The following is a 21,295-nucleotide window of genomic DNA, read 5'->3' on the forward strand; positions in this document are numbered from 1 at the left end:
CATGCTCCTCACCATCGACGTCGGCAACACCCAGACCACGCTTGGCCTGTTCGACGGCGAGGAGGTCGTGGAACACTGGCGGATCTCCACCGATCCGCGCCGCACCGCCGATGAACTGGCCGTGCTGCTCCAGGGGTTGATGGGCAACCACACCGCTGTGCGGGAGGCCGCGGTGGAGGGCCTGGCGATCTGTTCGTCCGTACCCGCCGTGCTCCACGAGCTCCGCGAGGTGACCCGCCGCTACTACGGCGACGTCCCCGCGGTGATCGTGGAGCCGGGGGTGAAGACCGGGGTGCACGTCCTGATGGACAACCCCAAGGAGGTCGGCGCCGACCGGATCGTCAACGCGCTGGCCGCCAACCACCTGTACGGCGGCCCGTGCATCGTGGTCGACTTCGGCACCGCCACCACCTTCGACGCGATCAACGCGCGCGGCGACTACGTCGGCGGCGCGATCGCCCCCGGGATCGAGATCTCGGTGGACGCCCTCAGCTGGCGCGGCGCCCTGCTGCGCAAGATCGAGCTGACCCGGCCGCGCAACGTGATCGGCAAGAACACCGTCGAGGGCATGCAGTCCGGCATCCTGTACGGCTTCGCCGGGCAGGTCGACGGCCTGGTCGAGCGGATGGCCCGGGAGCTGGCCAAGGACCCGGACGACGTCCAGGTGATCGCCACCGGCGGCCTGGCCCCGCTGGTCCTCGGCGAGGCCTCGACCATCGACGTGCACGAGCCCTGGCTGACCCTGATCGGCCTGCGGCTCGTCTACGAACGCAACAAGCCCAGCTGACCGGAGGGCCGTCAGGCCGAACGTGGGTGTCCGGCGCGAGGTTACCGACAAATCGGATATTCCTCACGTAGTGTCAACCCATGCCTACGCCACACGGATCGCGCGGCGGCATGGCCTTCAGCGCCGACGAAGTCCGCGTGCTGCGCCGCGCCCTCGCCCAAGCCCTGCACCCCACCGTCCCCCTCCATCCGCACGGCTTCGACCGCCCGGCCCTCACCGGCCCGGGCGCCGAGCTGTGGGCGGAGGACGTCCAGGACGCGCTGCGCCTGACCGAGGCCATCGACGAGGCCGTCCAGGAGGGCGGCCGGTTGCGCGCCTTCCTGCTCGCCGACCTCGGCCGGTACCGGGCGGCCCTGCCCGGCAGCGCCGGCGGCTACCTGGAACGGCTGGAGGAGGCCGTCACCGACGGTTACCTGCCCGGCCCCGAGGACCTCACCGCGCTGCGCGGGCTGACCCGCCAGCCGTGCGGCCAGAGCGAGCGCTCCCGCCGTTCCCGGCTGGCCGGGCGCTGCCACGCGCTGGCCGAGGCCGCCGTCCGCGAACGGCTCGCGCTCACCGCCGGACAGCCGCGCCACCTGGTCGCCGTACCGAGCCCCACCGCACGCCCGAGCAGTCTCCCCACCCCTGTAGGAGGACGGACCACGATGAGCAGCACCGACGCCCGCGCCGAGCAGCCGGCCGCTCCGCAGACCCCGCCCCACCCGCACCGGATGCCCACCCCGGCCGAGCTCTTCGGCCGCCGCCCCAAGCCCCCGACCCACCCGGCCCCGCCCGCCGCCGCGGCGCCCGAGGAGGTCGAGCTGGCCACCGGCACCGGCTGAGCCGCACCCGCCTCGTGAGGGGAGACCGTCGTCACGGTCTCCCCTCCGCGTTATCCCGTGGCGGAGCACGGTGTGTGGCTGGCTACCCTTGTGGGGTGAGCGATCAGAGCCTTGTTCCCGCGACCGACGACCTTCCCGAGCAGATGCGCGTCCGGCGCGAGAAGCTCGACCGGCTCCGGGCGGCCGGTGTCGACCCGTACCCGGTCGGTTTCCCCCGCACCAGCACCATCGCGGACCTGCGTGCCAAGCACCCGGACCTGGAGCCCGACACCGCCACCGGTGAGCGGGTCGGCATCACCGGCCGGGTGATCCTCTCCCGCACCGGCGGCAAGCTGTGCTTCGCCACCCTGCGCGACGGCACCGGCGACCTCCAGGTGATGTTCTCCCTGGACAAGCTGGGCGACGAGCGGCTGGCCGCCTGGAAGTCCGACATCGACCTCGGCGACCAGGTCGGCGTCGAGGGCGAGGTGATCACCTCCCGGCGCGGCGAGCTGTCGGTGATGGTGGACCGCTGGGAGCTCACCGCCAAGTGCCTGCGTCCGCTGCCGGACAAGCACAAGGGCCTGACCGACCCGGAGGCCCGGGTCCGCCAGCGGTACGTCGACCTGATCGTCAACCCCGAGGCCCGCGAGATCCTGCACCTGCGCAGCAAGGTCGTCCGCTCGATCCGCCGCACCTACGAGGACCGCGGCTACATCGAGGTCGAGACCCCGATGCTCCAGCCGGTGCACGGCGGCGCCAACGCGCGTCCGTTCAAGACCCACATCAACGCGTACGACATCGACCTCTACATGCGCATCGCGCCCGAGCTGTACCTCAAGCGGCTGGTGGTCGGCGGCGCCGAGAAGGTCTTCGAGATCAACCGCAACTTCCGCAACGAGGGCGCGGACTCCACCCACAACCCGGAGTTCACCTCGCTGGAGTCGTACGAGGCGTACGGCGACTACGACACCCAGGCCGAGCTGATCCGCGAGACGATCGTCAACGCGGCCCGGGACGCGCTGGGCACCACGGTGATCAAGGGCGTGGACGCGCACGGCGTCGAGCACGAGATCGACCTGGCCGAGCCGTGGGAGGAGGTCAGCGTCTACCCGGGCATCTCCGCCCGCCTGGGCGTCGAGGTCACCCCGGAGACCGGTGTCGAGGAGCTGCGCAAGCTGGCCTTCGACCACAACATCCCGTTCGAGAAGTCCTGGGGCCACGGTCAGATCGTGCTGGAGATGGTCGAGCGCCTGCTGGAGGAGAACGCCGTCCGGCCGACCTTCATCAAGGACTACCCGACCGAGGTCTCCCCGCTGACCCGCGAGCACCGCTCGATCGCCGGCGTGGCCGAGAAGTGGGACCTGGTGATCTTCGGCACCGAGATCGGCACCGCCTACTCCGAGCTGGTCGACCCGGTCGAGCAGCGCGCCCGCCTCACCGCGCAGTCGCTGCTGGCGGCCGGCGGCGACGTCGAGGCGATGCAGGTGGACGAGGACTTCCTGCGCGCCCTGGAGTACGCGATGCCGCCGACCGGTGGCCTCGGCCTCGGCGTGGACCGCCTGATCATGCTGCTGACCGGCAAGAACATCCGGGAGACCGTGCTCTTCCCGCTGGTGAAGCCGGAGCCGAAGGCCTCCGCCGCCGCGGCGGAGAAGACCGAGGAGGAGTGACCTGATGGACTACGTCAGCGCGATCGTGCCGCCGCTGGTCATGGCGATCGGCTTCGGGTTCCTGGTGCGGGCCATCGTCCGCAGCCAGGGCGGTGCCCAGAAGGCCAAGGAAGACCTCGACTGACCCACGGGCGAAGCCGCGACCGACGCCGTCAGCCGCCCGAACGACCACCGCGCCGCCATTCCCGATTCCGGGGGTGGCGGCGCGCCGGTTTGGCGCACTTCACAAGATTTGCCCCATTCACTCCCTATCCTGGCCGCACTATGGTCCGGCAACTCGGCGAACTTGAGAACGCCATCATGACCCGGGTGTGGCAGTGGAACCGACCGGTGACGGTTCGCGAGGTTCTCCTGGATCTGCGGTCGGAACGCGAAATCGCCTACACCACGGTGATGACCGTCCTGGACAAGCTGCACAGAAAGGGCTGGTTGCGCCGGGAGCGGGCCGGCCGGGCCTATCGATATGAACCGGTGTCCTCGCGTGAGGCGTACACGGCGGCCCTGATGAACGACGCCTGGGCCACCAGCGACAATCCGGCGGCGGCCCTGGTGCACTTCTTCGGCCTGATGTCGCCGGAGCAGCGCGAGGCACTCCGGGACGCCTTGCGGGTGGCCGCTCTGTTCCCGTCCGATCCGCCGCCCGCGGATTCCGCCGAGCCCGGACCGGATACCGGGGAGACCGAGCCGGGCGCGACACGATAACGTCCCGCCATGGAGGTCACCATCCGCCGCGCGCGGACCACGGACGTGCGGGCAGTGCGCAGGCTCATCGACGCCTACTCGCCCGACGGCATTCTGCTGGACAAGCCCACAGTCACACTGTTCGAATCCGTCCAGGAGTTCTGGGTCGCGGAACGCGACGACAACGGCGTGGTGGTGGCCTGCGGCGCGCTGCACGTGATGTGGGAGGATCTCGCCGAGGTCCGCACCCTCGCGGTGGATCCGTCCTGCCGTGGCTTCGGGCTCGGACATCTGCTGCTGGAGAAGCTGTTGCAGACCGCGCGCTGGCTGGGCGTCCGTCGGATTTTCTGCTTGACGTTCGAGGTTCCGTTCTTCGCGAAACACGGTTTCGTCGAGATCGGCGAGCTCCAGGAAACCGATGATGGTACGACAGACCCGGCGGCGATCGCTACGGATGTCTATGAAGAACTCCTCCGCTCGTACGATGAAGGTGTCGCGGAGTTCCTCGACCTGGAGCGGGTGAAGCCGAACACTCTGGGCAACTCGCGCATGCTGCTGCACCTCTGAGCGGCTCGGCACCGGGCAGGGGTTTGTGTTTTCCGGTGAAAGGCGCTTTCCTTTCCTTAGGCAATGGGTCGTTTAGCGGAAAGGGAAGCCCGTGGCACAGAGGGTGCAGGTCATTCTTGAAGACGATCTCGACGGCGGTTCGGCGGACGAGACGGTGACGTTCGCGCTCGACGGCGTTGCCTACGAGATCGACCTGAAGAGCGCGAACGCGGACAAGCTGCGCGGTCTGCTCGCGCCGTACGTGGAGAAGGGCCGCAAGCAGAGCGGCCGCCTGGCCGGCGCCCGCCGTCCGGTCCGCGGCGCCACGCCGCGCCCGGGTGCCGGCGCCCCGGACACCGCGAAGATCCGCGCGTGGGCCAAGGAGCAGGGCCTGGAGGTCAACGACCGGGGCCGGGTGCCGAGCGGCGTCCGCAAGGCCTACGAGGACGCCAACGCGTCCTGATCCCGGCGCCGCCGGACCGCCGGAGCGGGTGCGGGGCCCCGGCGGCCGCGCACGGCGCCGACGACACACGCGCGGGGCGCGGAGGAGTCTCCTCCGCGCCCCGCGGCGCGCGTCCGACCGGCCGTTCCGCCGCCCGCGCCGGGCGGTGTCCGGGGTGCGGGCTCGGGCGGCGGAACAATCACGAGCTGTGCAACGCTGTAGGGGCGAAGCGGTAACGCCGGCACCACCGGGATGGCGTACCGGCCACCGCGGCCGCCGCTGAACCACCGTCACCGCGGCCCGACTTCTCGCCAGGCGAACACCGCCACCGCGGAAACTGCGCGAGAACCGCCCCGATACCGGGTATGAATGCAGGTGGACGGGTTCTCGGACCCGTCCAGGGGCAGTATGCGCGACCGGCCGGAGAGGGTCCGGCTCCGCCCCGGCGACTCTTGTTCGCCGATGGCGTAGCGGTATCCGGTGCATCCGGCCCACCTGTGGGAACACCGATTCCCAGCATCAGGTTGGGATTGGTGTCGGCTGGTCGCGCAGCATCTCGCTCCCGTACCGGGGAGTGAATCCGTGGGCCGCGCCGCTGAGCGGGACTAGCATGCGGAAGGACAGGGCGGGGACCGACCCCGAACTGCCCGACCGCTCTGAGGAGCGATAAACGATGTTCGAGAGGTTCACCGACCGCGCGCGGCGGGTTGTCGTCCTGGCTCAGGAAGAAGCCCGGATGCTCAACCACAACTACATCGGCACCGAGCACATCCTCCTGGGTCTGATCCACGAGGGCGAGGGCGTCGCCGCTAAGGCCCTGGAGAGCCTCGGGATTTCTCTTGAGGCCGTACGCCAGCAGGTCGAGGAGATCATCGGCCAGGGCCAGCAGGCCCCGTCCGGCCACATTCCCTTCACGCCCCGGGCGAAGAAGGTCCTGGAGCTGTCGCTCCGCGAGGCCCTGCAGCTCGGCCACAACTACATCGGCACCGAGCACATCCTGCTCGGCCTGATCCGCGAGGGCGAGGGCGTCGCCGCCCAGGTCCTGGTCAAGCTGGGTGCCGACCTCAACCGGGTGCGCCAGCAGGTCATCCAGCTGCTCTCCGGCTACCAGACCGGTGGCGGCAAGGAGTCGGCCACGGCCGGCGGGCCCGCCGAGGGCACCCCGTCGACCTCGCTGGTCCTGGACCAGTTCGGCCGCAACCTCACCCAGGCCGCCCGCGAGGCCAAGCTCGACCCGGTCATCGGGCGCGAGAAGGAGATCGAGCGGGTCATGCAGGTGCTGTCCCGCCGCACCAAGAACAACCCGGTCCTGATCGGTGAGCCCGGCGTCGGCAAGACCGCCGTGGTCGAGGGCCTGGCGCAGGCGATCGTCAAGGGCGAGGTCCCGGAGACGCTCAAGGACAAGCAGCTCTACACGCTGGACCTGGGCGCCCTGGTGGCCGGCTCGCGCTACCGCGGTGACTTCGAGGAGCGCCTGAAGAAGGTGCTCAAGGAGATCCGCACCCGCGGCGACATCATCCTGTTCATCGACGAGCTGCACACCCTGGTCGGCGCGGGCGCCGCCGAGGGCGCCATCGACGCCGCCAGCATCCTCAAGCCGATGCTGGCCCGCGGCGAGCTGCAGACCATCGGTGCCACCACCCTGGACGAGTACCGCAAGCACCTGGAGAAGGACGCCGCGCTGGAGCGCCGCTTCCAGCCGATCCAGGTCGCCGAGCCCTCGCTGCCGCACACCATCGAGATCCTCAAGGGTCTGCGCGACCGGTACGAGGCCCACCACCGGGTCTCCATCACGGACGCCGCCCTGGTCGCCGCCGCCACCCTGGCCGACCGGTACATCTCGGACCGCTTCCTGCCGGACAAGGCCATCGACCTGATCGACGAGGCCGGCTCCCGGATGCGCATCCGCCGGATGACCGCGCCGCCGGACCTGCGCGAGTTCGACGAGAAGATCGCCGACGTGCGCCGCGAGAAGGAGAGCGCGATCGACGCGCAGGACTTCGAGAAGGCCGCGTCCCTGCGCGACGACGAGAAGCAGCTCCTCCAGGCCAAGGCCAAGCGCGAGAAGGAGTGGAAGGCCGGCGACATGGACGTCGTCGCGGAGGTCAACGAGGAGCTCATCGCCGAGGTCCTGGCCACCGCCACCGGCATCCCGGTCTTCAAGCTGACCGAGGAGGAGACCTCGCGCCTGCTGCGCATGGAGGACGAGCTGCACAAGCGCGTCATCGGCCAGAAGGACGCCATCAAGGCGCTCTCCCAGGCCATCCGGCGTACCCGCGCGGGCCTCAAGGACCCGAAGCGCCCCGGCGGCTCGTTCATCTTCGCCGGCCCGTCCGGTGTCGGTAAGACCGAGCTGTCCAAGACGCTCGCCGAGTTCCTCTTCGGGGACGAGGACGCGCTGATCGCGCTCGACATGTCCGAGTTCTCGGAGAAGCACACCGTCTCCCGGCTCTTCGGTTCGCCCCCCGGCTACGTGGGCTACGAGGAGGGCGGCCAGCTGACCGAGAAGGTGCGCCGCAAGCCGTTCTCCGTGGTCCTCTTCGACGAGGTCGAGAAGGCCCACCCTGACATCTTCAACTCGCTGCTCCAGATCCTGGAGGACGGTCGCCTGACCGACTCCCAGGGCCGCGTGGTCGACTTCAAGAACACCGTCATCATCATGACGACCAACCTCGGCACCCGGGACATCTCCAAGGGCTTCAACCTCGGCTTCGCGGCCACGGGCGACACCCAGACCGGGTACGAGCGGATGAAGGCGAAGGTCGGCGAGGAGCTCAAGCAGCACTTCCGCCCCGAGTTCCTGAACCGCGTCGACGACATCGTGGTGTTCCACCAGCTGTCCGAGGACGACATCATCCAGATCGTCGACCTGATGATCGCCAAGGTGGACGAGCGGCTCAAGGACAAGGACATGGGCCTGGAGCTCAGCGTCGAGGCCAAGAAGCTGCTGGCCAAGCGCGGCTACGACCCGATCCTGGGTGCCCGTCCGCTGCGCCGCACCATCCAGCGCGAGATCGAGGACCACCTCTCCGAGAAGATCCTCTTCGGCGAGCTGCGGGCCGGCCACATCGTCGTCGTGGACGTCGAGGGCGAGGGCAAGGAAGCCAAGTTCACCTTCCGCGGCGAGGAGAAGTCGGCCGTCGCGGACACCCCCGCCGCTGTTGCCTCGTCCGGTCCGGACCTGACGAAGTAGCAACATTTAACAGACAACTTCACAGCAACCGAGCCCCCGGCATTCGTGCCGGGGGCTCGGTGCTTCCCGTACGACCCGATCCGGGGGCGGCGGGGCCCGGGGCGGGCGGCCCGACGGCTGGCTGGTGCGGGTGCGTCCCGTTTCTCAGTAAGGATTAACGAACATACGGTTGACATATGGTCAGCTGATGGGAAGTCGCGGAGCATAGCGGCGTGGCCATGCCATGGTCAAGGTCTATCTTTTCCGTCCACGCTTGGATCAAATGACGTCCACCTGTCTTTCATTTTGGTTTGCCGGGCTTTGGCCATGAGCTGGCCCCGGTCGGGGAGGACGTCACAACGTTGAAGCACATCAGGAGAACCGCTGCGGTCGCGACCGCCGCAGCGGTCATAGTCACGCTCGGCGCGGGCCTGTTCCCCAGCGCCGCCGTCGCCGCCGGTTCGGCCCCCGTGCCGACCGACCCGGCTGACGCCGTCCAGGCCAACCAGGTCGACCACAACCTGCCGGGCCCGCTGACCGAGAAGGTCGAGGCCGAGCAGAAGGCCGCCACCGAGCAGCTGCTCGCCGGCACGGCCCAGGTCGAGGAGCACGGCGGCGGTTCCAGCATCAAGCTGGGCAAGGACAAGTACGTGGAGCTCGCCCGCGAGCGCACGGACAAGATCTTCACCATCCTCGTCGACTTCGGCGACCAGGTGGACAACACCACCAAGACCGCCGACGGCAAGCTCAAGTACGGCGGCACCCCGGGCCCGCAGCACAACCAGATCGAGAAGCCGGACCCGGCCACCAACAACTCGACCGCCTGGCAGGCCGACTACAACCAGGCCCACTTCCAGGACATGTACTTCTCGAAGGACAAGCCTTCGCTGAAGACGTACTACGAGAAGCAGTCCTCGGGCCGCTACTCGGTGGACGGTCAGGTCACCGACTGGGTGCGCGTGCCGTGGAACGAGGCCCGTTACGGCTCGAACTACTGCGGTCAGCACATCTGCGCCAACGCGCAGGACCTGATCCGCGACGCCGTCGACATCTGGTACAAGGACCAGCTGGCGAAGGGTCAGACGGTCGAGCAGATCAAGGCGACCCTGGCTCAGTACGACAAGTGGGACCGGTACGACTACAACCACAACGGCAACTTCAACGAGCCGGACGGTTACATCGACCACTTCCAGATCGTGCACGCCGGTGAGGACGAGTCGGCCGGCGGCGGCAAGCAGGGCACCGACGCGCTCTGGGCCCACCGCTCGTACGTCTACGGCACCCAGGCCGGCTCCACCGGCCCGGCCGACAACAAGCTCGGCGGCGTCCAGGTCGGCGACACCGGCCTGTGGATCGGCGACTACACCATGCAGCCCGAGAACGGCGGCCTCGGTGTCTTCGCCCACGAGTACGGCCACGACCTCGGTCTGCCGGACCTCTACGACACCGCCGGCACCGGCATCGACAACTCGGTCGGTTTCTGGTCGATCATGTCCTCCGGCTCCTGGCTCGGCCAGGGCAAGGACAGCATCGGCGACATGCCGAACGACTTCGACGCCTGGAGCAAGCTCAAGCTCGGCTGGCTGAAGTACGACAAGGCCAAGGCCGGCACCGAGTCGACCCACCACATCGGCCCGGTCGAGTACAACTCCAAGCTGCCGCAGGCCCTGGTCGTCGACCTGCCGAAGAAGACCGTCACCACCGAGATCAACACCCCGTTCGCGGGTGCCAACGAGTGGTGGAGCGGCTCCGCCGACAACCTCGACGTCACGCTGACCCGTGACCTCGACCTGACCGGCAAGGCCAAGGCCAGCCTGAACGCCAAGGCCTGGTACGACCTGGAGCAGGACTTCGACTACGCCTACGCCGAGGTCTCGACCGACGGTGGCGCCAACTGGACCGCCGTGGACGGCACCTTCAACGGTGTGGCCATCCCGAAGAACGCCGCTGCCAAGGCCGGTCTGACCGGCAACTCGGGCGGCAAGTGGGGCGACCTGTCCTTCCCGCTGGACGCCTACGCCGGCAAGGCCATCAAGGTCCGCTTCCACAACACCACCGACGGCGGCCTGCACCTCAAGGGTGTGGCGCTGGACGACATCAGCATCGTCGTCGACGGCTCCACCGTCTTCACCGACGGTGCCGAGAACGGTGACAACGGCTGGGCCGCCAAGGGCTTCTCGCGCATCAGCGGCAAGTTCTCCAAGGACTACGCCCAGTACTACATCGCCGAGAACCGTCAGTGGATCTCCTTCGACGAGACCCTGAAGACCGGCCCGTACAACTTCGGCTTCGGCAACACCAAGCCGGGCTGGGTCGAGCACTACTCCTACCAGCCCGGTCTGCTGATCTGGCTGTGGGACGAGTCGCAGACCGACAACAACGTCAGCGCCCACCCGGGCCAGGGTCTGATCCTCCCGATCGACTCGCACCCGACCCCGATGAAGTGGGCCGACGGCTCGCTGATGCGTCCGCGCATCAACGGCTTCGACTCGACCTTCGGCTCGCGTCGCGTCCCCGCGCTGACCCTGCACAAGAACGGCGTCGAGACGGTCATCCCGAAGGCCAAGGGCGTCGACGAGTTCTCGGACCTGAAGGAGTACTGGTCCAAGGACAACCCGTACAGCAGCGTCATCGTCCCGAAGACGGGCACCAGCATCGAGGTCGAGAACGAGTCCTCGAACTACCTGGAGACCTGGATCCGGGTCCGTCCGGTCGACAACTGATCGAACGAGCAGTAACGATCAGCCTGTGACCAGGCGAATCTGACACCGCACACGTCCGGCCCGTCCCCGCAGCACGCGGGGGCGGGCCGGACGCCTTTCCGGGCCCCGGCTGGGGTGCCCGGGTGCGGTCTCAGCCGCGGCGGGCCGGCAGGCGGTCCAGGAAGGCGGCGACGGCCGCCTCGACCTCGGCCGGCTTCCAGTCGAGCGCGGCGGCGGCCACCGTGACCTCGGTCATCGCCAGGCCCGGCAGGTCGCGCTCGCGCCAGCCGCCGAACAGCCCGATCCCGGCCTCCTCGGCCAGCCCCAGCCCCGCCTCCTCCAACTCCCCGGCCGGGTAGGGCAGCCAGAGCTGGAACTGGTGGGTGTGCGGCGGGGCCGGGTGGACCCGGGCGCCGGGCACCCCGGCGACGGCCGTGGCGAGCGCCTCGGCGACCACCTTGGCGTGCGTCACGTACCGCTCCAGCAGCGGCAGTTCGCGGTCCAGCCCGGCCAGCGCGGAGAGCGCGGCGGGCCACTGCTGGTACAGCTGGCCGCCGTAGCGGTGCCGCCAGGCCTTGGCGGTGCGGATGAAGCGCTCCGGCCCGGCCAGCGCGGCGCCGCTGATCCCGCCGAGCGTCTTGTAGAAGGAGACGTAGACCGAGTCCGCCAACCCGGCGACCTCCGGCAGCGACCGGCCGAGGTGGAACACCGACTCCCAGAGCCGGGCGCCGTCCAGGTGGACCGCGGCGCCGTGCTCCTCCCGCGCCACCGCGACCAGTTCCGTCAGCTCCGCCCAGCCGGGCAGCACGAAGCCGGCCTCGCGCAGCGGCAGTTCCAGGCTCAGCGCGGCGTACGGCTCGTCGAAGGCGCGCAGCTCGGCCGCGCCGGGCAGGCGCGGCTCGATGGTCGGCCAGACGCTGCGCAGCCCGGTCAGCACGCCGAGCGCGTGCCGCTCGTGCCGGTCGGTGTGGGCGAGCGGGTGGGTGGCGACGGTGCGCACGCCGGCCGCCTCCGCGTGGATCCGCAGGGCGACCTGCTGGGCCATCGTGCCGGTGGGGAAGTAGGCCGCGTCCTCGGTGCCGAGCAGCCCGGCGACCCGGCGCTCCAGGGTGCGGACCACGCCGTCGCCGTACTGGTCCGGGCGGCCGTCCAGGTCGTGGCCACCGCCGTCCGCCGCCGCCAGGGCGGCGAGGCGTTCGCGGATGCTCTGTGGCCGGGCGCCGGACAGCAGCCGCTCACAGCCGCGCAGGGCGGCGTAGCGACGGTCCGGGAGGCTCGGGCGGTCGGTGCCGTCGAGGTCTTCGCTGCTGTTGCCATACATACGTCGATGGTCCCGCAGCGGGCGCTCCGGGTCAGCGGTGCGGACCGGGGGAAAGGCGTCCGGGCGGTGTTCGGGCGGGTGCGCGGGGCGGGTGCACGGGCGGGTGTTCGGGCGGGTGCCCGGCGGCTCAAACCCCGGCGGGGCGTGGTCCTGCTCACAGGGCGCGGGGCTGGTACGACCGACGGTAGTAGCCGGTACGGGCGGTGGCCGGGGCGGGTTCGGGCCGGTCGGGGACGATCCGATCGCGTGATCGTTACTCCATCGGCTTGAATCTCCGGCCCCGCGCTGACTACACGCCGTAGTACGTCACACCGTTTGGGACTCCGCTCGGTGACGGTTACACCTGAGTGGTCCACCGCTCAGCACACGCCCGAACGGGCTCTTCGTGCTGCCCCCGTACGACCGTGAGGTTCGGCTACCGATGTCCACCGTCCCGCCCGTGGGGCCGGCCCTTCGCCGGCTCGCCGCCCGTACGGCGGCCCAGACGGCGGCCTGGCGGCCCCGGCTCGGCCGTGCCGTCCGCACCCATGCCGTGCCGCCGCTGCGCGCGCTCGCCACCCCCCGGCACACCACGCTGCCGGGCAGCCGGCAGCGGGCCGAGCGCGACCACGCGGTGGTCTCCGCCGGGGCGGTCGTGGTGCTGCTGGCCGGCGCGCTGCTGGTGGCGGCGCCGGGGAGCGCCGCGGCGCAGACCGTCCGGCCCACCACGCCCGGCAGCTCGGCCTTCACCGCGCCGCAGGCGGCGGTGCCCAGCCCCGGGATCGTCCAGGTCGCCGGGCCCAGCCCGTACCGGCTGCCGGACGGCGGGAACTCGGCGCAGGAGTTGGTGGCGGTGGCCGCCAACCTGCTGCCGGTCGAGCCGGCCCCCGCGGCCGCTCCTGCCGCTCCGGAGCCCGCGCCCGCCCCGGCCCCGGACCCGGCCCCCGCTCCGGCTCCCGCCCCCGCTCCCGAGTGGTCGGCGCCGGTACCGGGCGCGCCGACCAGCAATCCGTACGGGGTGGCCAACTCCGAGTACGCGGCCGGGTACCACACCGGCGTGGACTTCGCGGTCGGCCCCGGCACGCCGCTGCTGGCGGTCGGGAACGCCACGGTGGTGTCGGCCGGCTGGGACGGCGCGTACGGCAAGGAGATCGTGCTGCGGCTGGCGGACGGGCACTTCGCGCAGTACGCGCACCTGTCCTCGGTCTCGGTGTCGAGGGGCGAGCGGGTGTCGGCGGCCGAGGAGATCGGGCGCTCCGGGAGCACCGGCAACTCGACCGGGCCGCACCTGCACTTCGAGATCCGCACCAGCAACCGCTACGGCGCGGTGGTCAACCCGATCGCCTACCTCGCGGGGCACGGCGTCACCGGGTTCTGACCGCCCCGCCGGGCATCGGCCCTCAGGGGCGGGCGGGAGCGGGGTGGTTGATCCGGCCGCCGATCTCCAGCGCGACCTCCCGGGCCGCCCCGATCGCCTGGTCCAGCGTGGTCGTCACGTCCAGCGGCTCGCCCCAGACGTTCTCGGCGCGGTCGCAGTCCGAGCTGTCCTGCTTGAGCAGGAACATCGCGGAGTGGACGGTGAACAGCGTCATCGCGGCCCGCAGCCGGTCCTGGAAGTCGGCGTCCGGCCCGTGCACCAGCTGCATCATGGTGATCATGCGGTCCCGGAAGGCCAGCCCGGCCGGGGAGTCGCGCAGCGCGGGCTGGTTCTCGTGGAAGAAGCGCAGCAGCGGCGCGCGTTCGGCCATCCCGTCCGCGAAGCGGCGGATCAGCTCGTCGCGCATCTCCGGACTCCAGGACTGCGTCCGGCCCCACGCGATGGTCTCGTCCATCGGCGCGGCCATCCGCTCGACGATCCCCAGGACGATGTCGTCCTTGGTCTTGAAGTGGTAGTAGAGCGCGGCCTTGGTGACGCCGAGGCGGTCGGCGATCTCGCGCAGTGAGGTCTGCTCATAACCCTGCTCGGAGAACAGTTCGAGCGAGACCTCGATGATGCGAGCCCGGGTGTCGCTGCGGGGGCTGTGCGGAGTGCCCATGGCCTGCCTCATGACTGCGTCGGTGACTGCTGCGGACCCCGGGGGTGGTGTCCGGCCCGGGCCCATTCTCCCTGCCCAGGTGGCTGGTCGGGAAACTAGCTTGACGACCGGCTAGTGAACAGCTTACCGTGCCGACGATCCACAAACTAGCCGGGCGTCAAGTAAGTAGCCCGTCGCACGATGCGGCGCTCGTCCGAACACCCCTCCGGGAGACACCACCTCATGTCACAGTCCAAGACCGCCGGCCCGGAACCGGAGGACAGCAAAACCGAGGAGGAGCAGCCGCGGTCACCCCGCGAGATCCGCCTCGTGATGGTCGGCCTGGTCGTCACCATGCTGCTGGCCATGCTCGACAACCTCATCGTCGGCACCGCCATGCCGACCATCGTCCACGACCTCGGCGGCGCCGAGCACCTGTCCTGGGTGGTCACCGCCTACACCCTGGCCACCGCCGCCTCCACCCCGATCTGGGGCAAGCTCGGCGACCTCTACGGCCGCAAGGGCACCTTCCTGACCTCGATCGTGATCTTCCTGGTGGGCTCGGCGCTGTCCGGCCTGTCGCAGAACATGAACGAGCTGATCGGCTTCCGCGCCGTGCAGGGCCTGGGCGCCGGCGGTCTGATGGTCGGCGTCATGTCGATCATGGGCGCGCTGGTCCCGCCGCGCGACCGCGGCAAGTACCAGGGCATGTTCGCCGCCGTGATGGCCCTCGCCACCATCGGCGGCCCGCTGGCCGGCGGCTTCATCACCGACCACCTCAGCTGGCACTGGACCTTCTACATCAACCTGCCGCTCGGCGTGATCGCGCTCGCCGTGGTCGTGGTCACCCTGAAGCTGCCGAAGGTCCGCAGCACCGCCCGGATCGACTACCTGGGCGCCGTCCTGCTCACCACCGGCATCACCTCGCTCGTGCTGATCACCACCTGGGGCGGCCAGCAGTACGCCTGGGGCTCCAAGCAGATCCTGGGCCTGGCCGCGCTCGCCGCCGCGACGCTGATCGCCTTCTGCTACGTGGAGCAGCGCGTCGAGGAGCCGATGCTGCCGCTGAGCCTGTTCAAGAACCTGAACTTCACCCTGGTCTCGATCATCGGCTTCATCGTCGGCTTCGTGATGTTCGGCGCGACCGTCTTCCTGCCGCTCTACCAGCAGACCGTCCAGGGCGCCTCGGCCACCAACTCCGGCCTGCTGCTGATGCCGATGATGTTCGGCATGCTGGTCATCTCGCTGGTGGTCGGCCAGGCCGTCACCAAGACCGGCAAGTACCGGATCTACCCGATCATCGGCACCGTCGTGATGACCGGCGGCATGCTGCTGCTCTCCACCATGGGCATCGGGACCAGCAGCTTCACCTCCGCCTGCTGGATGATCGTGCTCGGCGCCGGCATGGGCTTCCTGATGCAGATCACCATGCTGGTCGCGCAGAACAGCGTCGAGCTCAAGGACATGGGCGTGGCCAGCTCCACCGCCACCCTCTTCCGCACCATCGGCGGTTCCTTCGGCGTCGCGCTGTTCGGCGCCCTGTTCAACAACCGGGTGACGGACACCATGACGGAGATGCTGGCCGGGAAGCCGATGCCCCCGGGCGGCATGAAGGACCCGAGCCAGATGAGTCTGGCCGAGCTGCGACAGCAGCCCGACTACCTCCAGGACGCCTACAACCACGCGGTGTCCAACGGCATGCACACCGTCTTCCTGTGGGGCGCCGGGGTGGCCGTGATCGCGATCGCCGCCGCGGTGTTCGTGCGCGAGGTGCCACTGCGCGGTGCCGGCACCGGCAAGGCGGAGAAGTCGGCCGAGGCCTCGCTGGAGGCGGCGGCGGTCTGACCGGCTGACCGGCTGGCCGGCTGATACGAGGACGGCGCCCCCGGAAGGTTCTTCCGGGGGCGCCGTCCGTCACGCGCTACTGCGGGAGCCGGTAGACGCCCTGCTCGACGGGCTCGACCAGGCCGTCGGCCACCAGGCCGTCCAGGGCCCGGGCCCGCTGCACCGCGTCCGGCCAGACCGCGTCCAGCCGGGCCTGCGGCACCGAACCGTGTGCCTCCCGCAGCACGGCGAGCAGCTTGCCGCGCACCTGCCGGTCCGTCCCCTCGTAGGTCTGGCCGCGCCGGGCCGGGCCCTCGTACGGCGGGCGGCCGGCCCGCTGCCAAGCGCAGGCGGTGAACAGCGGGCAGTCGCCGCACTCCGGGCCGCGCGCGGTGCAGACCAGCGCGCCCAGCTCCATCACGCCGACCGCCCAGGTGGCCGCGGTCTCGGCATCGTCGGGCAGCAGCGCGGTCGCCGTCCGGCGCTCGGCGGCGGTGGTCGCCTGGGCCGGGTACTCGACGCCGGAGACCGCGCGGGCGAACACCCGGCGGACGTTGGTGTCCAGCACCACGTGCCGCTGGCGGAAGGCGAAGGAGGCGACGGCGGCCGCGGTGTACTCCCCCACGCCGGGCAGCGAGAGCAGGGTGTCGTGGTCGTCCGGCACCTCGCCGCCGTGCTCCTCGGTGATCGCCACCGCGGCCGCGTGCAGCCGCAGCGCACGCCGCGGGTAGCCGAGCCGGCCCCACATCCGGACCGCCTCGCCGGGCGCCTCGGCCGCGAGGTCGGCCGGGGTGGGCCAGCGGGTCAGCCACGCCTCCCAGGCGGGCAGCACCCGCTTGACCGGGGTCTGCTGGAGCATGAACTCGCTCACCATGACCGCCCAGGGCGTGGCGTCGGGCGTCCGCCAGGGGAGGTCGCGCTTGCTGGCCTCGTACCAGTCGAGGACGGTCCCGTGCAGCAGCGGCAGGGGCATCGGCAGCCGGAGGGCCTCCGGTGCGGCGGGGGTGGCGGTGATGGCAGTCATGGCCCTTCGATCCTCCCACGGCCGCGGACCGGGCCGAAGTCGAGTCGGGCGGCGGCGGAGCGGGGGCCGAACGGAGCAATGGGTTCCGGATTTTCCGGTGCGGAACCCCCGGAAATCACTCCTCCGGGGCTCCCTCGAACGGCTCATATGGCGGATCATGTGAAGGAAGGGGCGACTGTGCGGTGTTGGTGAGTCAATCGCCACACGCAGTCTCGTAGAGTTTGGGCGTGCCCTCTCTGCGTCAACCCGTGGGACCGCTGCCGGCTTCGATCTACTGGCGGCGGCGCGTCGTCGTGCTCGTAGCCGTCGCCGCGGTCATCGCCCTGATCGCCTGGCTGATGAACGATCAGGACGGTGGCGGTGACGGCGGCTCATCGAGCAAGGCTGCCCAGGCCGTGCCCTCCCAGTCCCAGACCCCCGCCCAGGCCATCACCCCCGGCGCCTCCCCGAGCGGCCCCGCGGCCCGCCCCGGCGGCAGCACCGGCGGTACGGGCGGCGGCAACAACGGCGGCGGCAGCGGGAATCCGAGCGGCGGCCCGGTGGCCGGCTCCAGCGGCGGTGAGGTCAGCCTCAGCAGCGGTGGCACCGGCGGCGGCAGCACCTCCAACCCGGCGACCGGCGGCGCGGCCACCGGTGGCGGCGCGGCGGGTGGCGGCGCTGCGGGCGGTGCGGCAGCGGGTGGCGCGGCGGCCGGCGGTGCGGCGGCGGGTGGCTCCGGCGGTTCCGGCGGCGGCGCTCCGGCGATCAACACCGGCGAGGTGATGGCGCTTCAGATCTGCCCCTCCGCGCAGGTCACCCTGGAGCTGACCAGCGCGCAGAACTCGTACCAGCCCAAGGACAAGCCGCGGCTCTCGCTCACGGTGAAGAACACCTCCGGCACCAACTGCCGGGTGGACCTGGGCCGGACGGCCTCGGCGATCACGGTGACCGCCAGCAACGGCGACCGGATCTGGTCCTCCGGCGACTGCCCGGCCGACCGGGGCAGCAGCTGGGTGCAGATCCCGGCGAACAACAGCCTGACCGAGACCTTCACCTGGGACCGCAGCCGCAGCAAGCAGCAGTGCGCCACGGCCGATCCGACGCCCCCGGCGGCCGGCACCTACCTGGTGGTCGCCGACCTCGTCGGCCTCTCCGGCGGCCAGGCCTCGGCCCGCTCCTCGATCCGACTGGAGAGCTGAGCCACGCTCAGGTCCCGCGCAGGAAGTCCCCGGCCGCTCCGCGACCGGGGACTTCGGCGTTCGGGGCGTCGATGTTCGACGGCGGGTTGACGAGTCCGGACGAGCGACGGCCCCCGGGGAGGTGCTCCCCGGGGGCCGTCGTGGTTCCGTGCGCGGTGGGCGCGGTGGGCGCGGCGTACGCGGTGGGCGCGGCGTCGTCAGATCAGACGTAGCGCTCCAGGATGGACGATTCGGCAAGGCGGGACAGACCCTCGCGAACCGAGCGGGCCCGGGTCTCGCCGACGCCCTCGACCGTCTGCAGGTCGTCGATGCTGGCCGCGAGCAGCTTCTGCAGACCGCCGAAGTGCTCGACCAGGCGCTCTATCACCGTGTTGGGCAGGCGCGGGATCTTCGCCAGCAGCCGGTAGCCGCGCGGCGAGACCGCCGAGTCCAGGGACTCCGGCGTGCCCGAGTAGCCGAGCGCCTTGGCGACCGTCTGGAGGTCCAGCAGCTCCGCGTGGGTCAGCGCCTCCAGGTCGGCCAGCACCTCGTTGACCGTCCGGCCCTTCTTGGCGGCCCGCTCCGGGAAGTAGTCCCGGGCGACCAGTTCGCGCTCCGGCTCCACGCCCGCGATCAGCTCGTCCAGCTGGAGCGAGAGCAGGCGGCCGTCGATGCCGAGCTCCAGCACGTAGCCGGCGATCTCGGTGGCGATCAGCCGGACCATCTCCAGGCGCTGGGCGACGGCCGTGACGTCCCGGACCGTCACCAGGTCCTCGATCTCCAGCGCGGACAGCGTGCCGGCCACCTCGTCCAGGCGCAGCTTGTAGCGCTCCAGGGTGGCCAGCGCCTGGTTGGCGCGGGAGAGGACGGTGGTCGAGTCCTCCAGCACCCGGCGGGTGCCGTTGACGTACATGGCGATCAGCCGCATCGAGTGCGAGACCGCCACCACCGGGAAGCCGGTCTGCCGGTTGACCCGCTCGGCGGTGCGGTGGCGGGTGCCGGTCTCGTCGGTGGGGATGGTGGAGTCCGGCATCAGGTGCACGCCGGCCCGGACGATCTTGGTGATGTCCTTGTCCAGCACGACCGCGCCGTCCAGCTTGCACAGCTCGCGCAGCCGGGTGGCGGTGAACTCGACATCCAGGACGAAACCACCGGTGCAGATCGACTCGACGGTCTTGTCGAAGCCCAGCACGATCAGACCGCCGGTGTTGGCCCGCAGGACACGTTCCAGGCCGTCACGCAGCCCCGTGCCGGGCGCGATGGCACTGAGGGAGGCCCGCAGCAGGGCCTCCTCACGGGAGGCCTTGTCCGCCCCCCGGTCGCTGGCTGCCACGTGACTCCTCCGGTCGACCCCGTGCCGCGCGCCTCACGCCGTGCGCCGGTCCGCGGTCTGTTGCTCTGTCGCTCAGTACCGCTCGGTACTGCCTTCTGGCCAATGAGACTGGGGAAAGTCTAACTGCGTGCGGCATCGACAGGGCTTGGGTCAGCGCAGTTCGTCGGAGTCGAGCGGCTCCCAGCCGTCCATCAGCTCCTCCGGGTAGGCGGTGACCCGGGCCGCGCGGGGGGCCGGGGGGCCCGACGGTGCCTCACCACGCGCCCCGGCGCGGGCCTCGGTACGAGCGTCACCACGGGCCTCGCCGCGCGGCTTGGCAGCGGCCCGGCGGCGACCCGGGATGGCCCGCAGTGCCTCGCCGATGTCCGCCACCTCGACCACCTTCATGCCCGGCGGCACCTTGCCCGGATCCGGCGGGACGAGGGCGTGCGTGAAGCCCAGCCGGTGCGCCTCGGCGAGCCGCCGCTGCACACCCGTCACCCGCCGCACCTCGCCCGCCAGGCCGACCTCCCCGATCGCCACCAGGTTGCTGGGCAGCGGGGTGTCGGTGGAGGAGCTGGCGACCGCGAGCGCGACCGCGAGGTCGGCGGAGGGCTCGCTCAGCTTCACCCCGCCCACCGTCGCGGTGTAGATGTCCTGCTTGCCCAGCTTGACCCCGCCGTGCCGCTCGACGACGGCCAGGATCATCGCGATCCGGGGCGACTCCAGACCCGAGGTCGTCCGGCGCGGGGACGGGATCTGCGAATCCACCATCAGCGCCTGCACCTCGGCGACCAGCGGCCGCTTGCCCTCCAGCGTGACGGTGAGGCAGGTGCCCGGGACGGGCTTGTCACGCCTGGTCAGGAACAGCCCGGACGGATCGGCCAGCCCGACGATGCCCTCGTCGTGCAGCTCGAAGCAGCCCACCTCGTCGGTCGCGCCGTACCGGTTCTTGACCCCGCGGATGAGCCGCAGCCGGGCGTGCCGGTCGCCCTCGAAGCTGAGCACCACGTCCACCAGGTGCTCCAGCAGGCGCGGGCCGGCGATCTGGCCGTCCTTGGTGACGTGACCGACCAGCAGGGTGGCCATGCCGCGCTCCTTGGAGGCCCGGATCAGCGCGCCCGCCACCTCGCGGACCTGCGCCGGGCCGCCCGGGGCGCCGTCCAGCTCGGCGGAGGCGATGGTCTGCACCGAGTCCAGGATCAGCAGGCCCGGGCCGACCGCCTCGATGTGGCCCAGCACGGCGCCGAGATCGGACTCGGCGGCGAGGTAGAGGTGCTCGGAGAGGGCGTTGATCCGGTCGGCGCGCAGCCGGACCTGGCCGGCCGACTCCTCGCCGGTGACGTAGAGCGTGCGGTGCTGGGCGCTGGCCGCCTTGGCCGCGACGTCCAGCAGCAGGGTGGACTTGCCGACGCCGGGCTCGCCGGCCAGCAGGACCACCGCACCGGGGACCAGGCCGCCGCCGAGCACCCGGTCCAGCTCCGGCACGCCCGTCGAGCGGGCCGTCGCGACCTGGCCGTCCACCTGGGCGATCGGGCGGGCCGGCGCGCTGACCGGGCCCGCGGCCGTCGTCCGGATCGGCACCGCGCCGTACTCCTCGACCGTGCCCCAGGCGTTGCACTCAGGGCAGCGGCCGACCCACTTGGGCAGCTGGTTGCCGCACTCGGTGCAGCGGTACGCCGGGCGCGGCTTGGCGGTGGTCTTGGTACGGGCAGCCATGCGAGCCACCGTAGCGGGTGGGTCCGACAATGCCGGGCGGGCGGGCGGGCCAGGGCGGGCGCCGGGCCCTGGAGTCAGCGCGGGCATCCACACAGATGGGCGATGTTGTTACCCGAAAGAAGTACATAAGCAGGGAATGGC

The 21,295-nt window shown here is 70.9% G+C and carries 16 protein-coding genes; 11 read left to right on the plus strand and 5 right to left on the minus strand.

Annotation, left to right across the window (positions count from 1 at the left end; genetic code table 11):
* The first annotated feature begins 1 nt into the window (after nucleotide 1).
* The 8 genes from ABTY15_RS01400 (at nucleotide 2) to ABTY15_RS01435 (ending at nucleotide 10,824) form a co-directional block, all read left to right on the plus strand.
* Nucleotides 2-787 (plus strand): type III pantothenate kinase, encoded by a 786-nt coding sequence (locus ABTY15_RS01400; protein ID WP_350574316.1) that lies wholly within the window; start codon nucleotides 2-4, stop codon nucleotides 785-787.
* 80 nt (nucleotides 788-867) lie between these two features.
* Nucleotides 868-1,608 carry a hypothetical protein gene (locus ABTY15_RS01405; protein ID WP_350574318.1) on the plus strand — a complete coding sequence of 247 codons (741 nt, stop codon included), beginning with the start codon at nucleotides 868-870 and terminating at the stop codon, nucleotides 1,606-1,608.
* Nucleotides 1,609-1,703: 95 nt separating this feature from the next.
* Complete coding sequence (lysX, locus tag ABTY15_RS01410; protein WP_502893394.1) at nucleotides 1,704-3,260, plus strand: bifunctional lysylphosphatidylglycerol synthetase/lysine--tRNA ligase LysX; 1,557 nt, start codon at nucleotides 1,704-1,706, stop codon at nucleotides 3,258-3,260.
* A 264-nt stretch (nucleotides 3,261-3,524) separates the two neighbouring features.
* On the plus strand, nucleotides 3,525-3,962 hold the full coding sequence (locus ABTY15_RS01415) for a BlaI/MecI/CopY family transcriptional regulator (protein ID WP_350574320.1): 438 nt from the start codon (nucleotides 3,525-3,527) through the stop codon (nucleotides 3,960-3,962).
* Between the two features lie 9 nt (nucleotides 3,963-3,971).
* Nucleotides 3,972-4,508 (plus strand): amino-acid N-acetyltransferase, encoded by a 537-nt coding sequence (locus tag ABTY15_RS01420; protein WP_350574322.1) that lies wholly within the window; start codon nucleotides 3,972-3,974, stop codon nucleotides 4,506-4,508.
* A gap of 91 nt (nucleotides 4,509-4,599) precedes the next feature.
* Nucleotides 4,600-4,950, plus strand: a complete 351-nt coding sequence (locus tag ABTY15_RS01425) for a histone-like nucleoid-structuring protein Lsr2 (protein WP_350574324.1) — start codon at nucleotides 4,600-4,602, stop codon at nucleotides 4,948-4,950.
* 652 nt (nucleotides 4,951-5,602) lie between these two features.
* Complete coding sequence (locus tag ABTY15_RS01430) at nucleotides 5,603-8,122, plus strand: ATP-dependent Clp protease ATP-binding subunit (RefSeq protein ID WP_350574326.1); 2,520 nt, start codon at nucleotides 5,603-5,605, stop codon at nucleotides 8,120-8,122.
* A 341-nt stretch (nucleotides 8,123-8,463) separates the two neighbouring features.
* Entirely contained in the window at nucleotides 8,464-10,824 is a 2,361-nt protein-coding gene (locus ABTY15_RS01435; RefSeq protein WP_350574328.1) for an immune inhibitor A domain-containing protein, read from the plus strand.
* 130 nt (nucleotides 10,825-10,954) lie between these two features.
* Here the strand turns inward: ABTY15_RS01435 and ABTY15_RS01440 are convergent, their stop codons facing one another.
* A complete protein-coding gene (locus ABTY15_RS01440; RefSeq protein WP_350574332.1) occupies nucleotides 10,955-12,124 on the minus strand; it encodes a threonine aldolase family protein in 1,170 nt (389 codons plus the stop codon).
* 421 nt (nucleotides 12,125-12,545) lie between these two features.
* Here ABTY15_RS01440 and ABTY15_RS01445 point away from each other — a divergent pair, with 421 nt between their 5' ends.
* Nucleotides 12,546-13,481, plus strand: a complete 936-nt coding sequence (locus tag ABTY15_RS01445; RefSeq protein WP_350574334.1) for a M23 family metallopeptidase — start codon at nucleotides 12,546-12,548, stop codon at nucleotides 13,479-13,481.
* A gap of 22 nt (nucleotides 13,482-13,503) precedes the next feature.
* Here ABTY15_RS01445 and ABTY15_RS01450 read toward each other — a convergent pair whose 3' ends face one another.
* Nucleotides 13,504-14,139 (minus strand): TetR/AcrR family transcriptional regulator, encoded by a 636-nt coding sequence (locus tag ABTY15_RS01450; RefSeq protein ID WP_350574336.1) that lies wholly within the window; start codon nucleotides 14,137-14,139, stop codon nucleotides 13,504-13,506.
* Between the two features lie 222 nt (nucleotides 14,140-14,361).
* Between ABTY15_RS01450 and ABTY15_RS01455 the strand changes: the two genes are divergently transcribed.
* On the plus strand, nucleotides 14,362-15,963 hold the full coding sequence (locus ABTY15_RS01455; RefSeq protein WP_350574338.1) for an MDR family MFS transporter: 1,602 nt from the start codon (nucleotides 14,362-14,364) through the stop codon (nucleotides 15,961-15,963).
* Nucleotides 15,964-16,039: 76 nt separating this feature from the next.
* Here ABTY15_RS01455 and ABTY15_RS01460 read toward each other — a convergent pair whose 3' ends face one another.
* Nucleotides 16,040-16,966, minus strand: a complete 927-nt coding sequence (locus ABTY15_RS01460) for an HhH-GPD family protein (protein ID WP_502893395.1) — start codon at nucleotides 16,964-16,966, stop codon at nucleotides 16,040-16,042.
* A gap of 227 nt (nucleotides 16,967-17,193) precedes the next feature.
* On the opposite strand from ABTY15_RS01460, the gene ABTY15_RS01465 reads away from it, so the two are divergent.
* Complete coding sequence (locus ABTY15_RS01465) at nucleotides 17,194-18,144, plus strand: hypothetical protein (RefSeq protein ID WP_350574340.1); 951 nt, start codon at nucleotides 17,194-17,196, stop codon at nucleotides 18,142-18,144.
* A gap of 202 nt (nucleotides 18,145-18,346) precedes the next feature.
* On the opposite strand, the gene disA is transcribed toward ABTY15_RS01465, so the two are convergent.
* Nucleotides 18,347-19,405 carry a DNA integrity scanning diadenylate cyclase DisA gene (disA, locus tag ABTY15_RS01470; protein WP_350574584.1) on the minus strand — a complete coding sequence of 353 codons (1,059 nt, stop codon included), beginning with the start codon at nucleotides 19,403-19,405 and terminating at the stop codon, nucleotides 18,347-18,349.
* 201 nt (nucleotides 19,406-19,606) lie between these two features.
* Complete coding sequence (gene radA / locus ABTY15_RS01475; protein WP_350574342.1) at nucleotides 19,607-21,154, minus strand: DNA repair protein RadA; 1,548 nt, start codon at nucleotides 21,152-21,154, stop codon at nucleotides 19,607-19,609.
* Nucleotides 21,155-21,295: the final 141 nt, after the last annotated feature.

The organism is Kitasatospora sp. NPDC097643 (genome assembly GCF_040302625.1).
GTDB lineage: Bacteria > Actinomycetota > Actinomycetes > Streptomycetales > Streptomycetaceae > Kitasatospora.

Excerpts from the sequence above, each read along its gene's own strand:
- ABTY15_RS01400 (WP_350574316.1), top strand. The coding sequence starts at position 2 with ATGCTCCTCACCATCGACGTCGGCAACACCCAGACCACGCTTGGCCTG.
- ABTY15_RS01445 (WP_350574334.1), top strand. The coding sequence starts at position 12,546 with ATGTCCACCGTCCCGCCCGTGGGGCCGGCCCTTCGCCGGCTCGCCGCC.
- radA (WP_350574342.1), bottom strand. The coding sequence starts at position 21,154 with ATGGCTGCCCGTACCAAGACCACCGCCAAGCCGCGCCCGGCGTACCGC.
- ABTY15_RS01415 (WP_350574320.1), top strand. The coding sequence starts at position 3,525 with ATGGTCCGGCAACTCGGCGAACTTGAGAACGCCATCATGACCCGGGTG.
- ABTY15_RS01455 (WP_350574338.1), top strand. The coding sequence starts at position 14,362 with ATGTCACAGTCCAAGACCGCCGGCCCGGAACCGGAGGACAGCAAAACC.
- ABTY15_RS01405 (WP_350574318.1), top strand. The coding sequence starts at position 868 with ATGCCTACGCCACACGGATCGCGCGGCGGCATGGCCTTCAGCGCCGAC.
- ABTY15_RS01450 (WP_350574336.1), bottom strand. The coding sequence starts at position 14,139 with ATGGGCACTCCGCACAGCCCCCGCAGCGACACCCGGGCTCGCATCATC.
- ABTY15_RS01460 (WP_502893395.1), bottom strand. The coding sequence starts at position 16,966 with ATGACTGCCATCACCGCCACCCCCGCCGCACCGGAGGCCCTCCGGCTG.
- ABTY15_RS01440 (WP_350574332.1), bottom strand. The coding sequence starts at position 12,124 with ATGTATGGCAACAGCAGCGAAGACCTCGACGGCACCGACCGCCCGAGC.
- ABTY15_RS01420 (WP_350574322.1), top strand. The coding sequence starts at position 3,972 with ATGGAGGTCACCATCCGCCGCGCGCGGACCACGGACGTGCGGGCAGTG.
- ABTY15_RS01430 (WP_350574326.1), top strand. The coding sequence starts at position 5,603 with ATGTTCGAGAGGTTCACCGACCGCGCGCGGCGGGTTGTCGTCCTGGCT.